2 protein-coding genes are annotated in these 1,808 nt (G+C 65.5%); both read left to right on the top strand.

Annotation, left to right across the window (positions count from 1 at the left end; translation table 11 throughout):
- Positions 1 to 398 precede the first annotated feature (398 nt).
- On the top strand, positions 399 to 1,106 hold the full coding sequence (locus AC5JJ6_RS18490; protein WP_496043458.1) for a Crp/Fnr family transcriptional regulator: 708 nt from the start codon (positions 399 to 401) through the stop codon (positions 1,104 to 1,106).
- Positions 1,107 to 1,133: 27 nt separating this feature from the next.
- Positions 1,134 to 1,808, top strand: a 675-nt coding sequence (locus tag AC5JJ6_RS18485; RefSeq protein ID WP_496043457.1) for a CHASE2 domain-containing protein, incomplete at its 3' end; no start/stop codon positions are given.

Genomic DNA, 1,808 nt, shown 5'->3' with positions numbered 1-1,808 from the left:
CGGGAGGCCGTATATAGGGCGGCACCCCGAACCCTGTCCAGGGCTTTTTTCAGCCTCTCGAACTTTTTTCGGAGGACGCCGGAACTTACGTCGGATTTCACAATCCAGATGCCGCTGGCAAACTCCCGCCCGGCTAACAAGCCCAAGCTCACAAGCCCAGCATCATAAGGCACAGCGTCAGCCAGATCGCCAACAAGGCTCCGGCCTGCCGCGCAGGGGACGGCGAAACCATGATCCACCCTTAATGTGTGAACAAGCGATACCGCTCCGGCAATTGGGGATGAATTGCCCGGCGGACTGGATTATGGTTAGCGCAAGTTTAATCCTGATGCTGTGAACTGCCTCACAGGCACGCAGGGGGCCAACGATTTATGACTCGGTCGGAAGGACCAGACAAAGTGGCGGTTCTCGCCGGCCATTTCCTCCTCCGCGATCTGCCCAGGGACGACCTGGACAAGCTTGCGTCCTATGCCAAGGCGGTGCGCTACCCGGCGCACCGCGTCGTCTTCCATAAGGGCGATCCGGGCGACGGCATGATGGCCGTCATCTCGGGACGCATCAAGATCCGCTCCTACTCGCTGGACGGCAAGGAACTGGTGCTCAACGTCATCAGGCCGGGCGAGCTGTTCGGCGAAATCGCCCTGCTCGACGCCAAACCGCGCACCGCCGACGCGGTGACCATGGAGCCGTGCGAGCTTCTGGTGCTGGAGCGGCGCGATTTCCTGCCTTTCCTGGCCGATCGTCCGCAGGCCTGCTTTCATCTGCTGACCGTACTGTGCCAGCGGCTTCGCCAGACCAGCCAGCAGTTGGAAGACGCCCTGTTCCTGGACCTTGCGCCGCGGCTCGCCCGCTGTCTGGTCCGGCTGGCCGAAAGGTTCGGCAAGCCTGTTCCGGACGGCGTTCAGATCGACGTCCGCCTGTCGCAGCAGGAACTGGCCGCCTTCGTCGGCATGACGCGGGAAAGCGTCAACAAGCAGCTGGCGTCATGGCGGCGGGACGGTGTCGTCGGTTTTTCCGGCGGCATCGTCACGATCCACGACATGGTGGAACTTCGTTTCCTGTCCGGCATCGAGGACGAACCCGGCAGTGCGGCCGATGGTCCTTAGATCCCCAGTCGGCAACCGCTCCGGCATATGAAGATAGGACCCGTCAAGATCGCTCCGGCCCCGATGCCGCCGGTCCTGGGTCGCGTTCAGAATGCAGTCGTGCTGGCGCTGGTCACAGCCGGCATCGCCATGCTGCTCGCCCTCACTCCGGTCGCCCGGATGATGGAGGAAGAGCTGGGGCTGTCCTGGCTCTTCACCCTGCGCGGCCCCCTTCCGCCGCCCGGCGGCGTCGCGATCGTCAGCCTCGACCGGCAGTCGGCGCGCCGGCTGGGACTGCCGCCGCAGGTCAGGCTATGGCCCCGCTCGCTGCGCGCCAACCTGATCACCGAACTTAAAAAGCGCGGCGCCACTGCGATCGCCTTCGACCTGACGCTGGAAACGCCGACCGACCAGATCCAGGACGGCGCCCTCACCCGCGCCATCGCGGCGGCACGCTCGGTCGTGCTGGTCGAAGCCCTGGAGCGCGAGGAGGTGGCGGTAACCGACACCCAAGGGAACCCGGCCGGACACATGGCGATCGTGAAGGCGATCCCGCCGATCGAACCCTTCGCGAAGGCCGCCGCCGCGCTGGCCCCCTTCCCGCTGCCGAAGATCGCCGCCCGGACCAACCAGTTCTGGGCCTTCAAGGAAGGCGCCGGCGATCGCCTCACCCTGCCGGCCGCCGCCTTGCAGGTCCACGCGGCATCCGTCCATGCCGTCTGG

The sequence above is a fragment of the Skermanella sp. genome (assembly GCF_059503625.1).
Note: the sequence above shows the minus strand (reverse complement) of the source record. Positions and strands in the feature narration are given on the sequence as shown.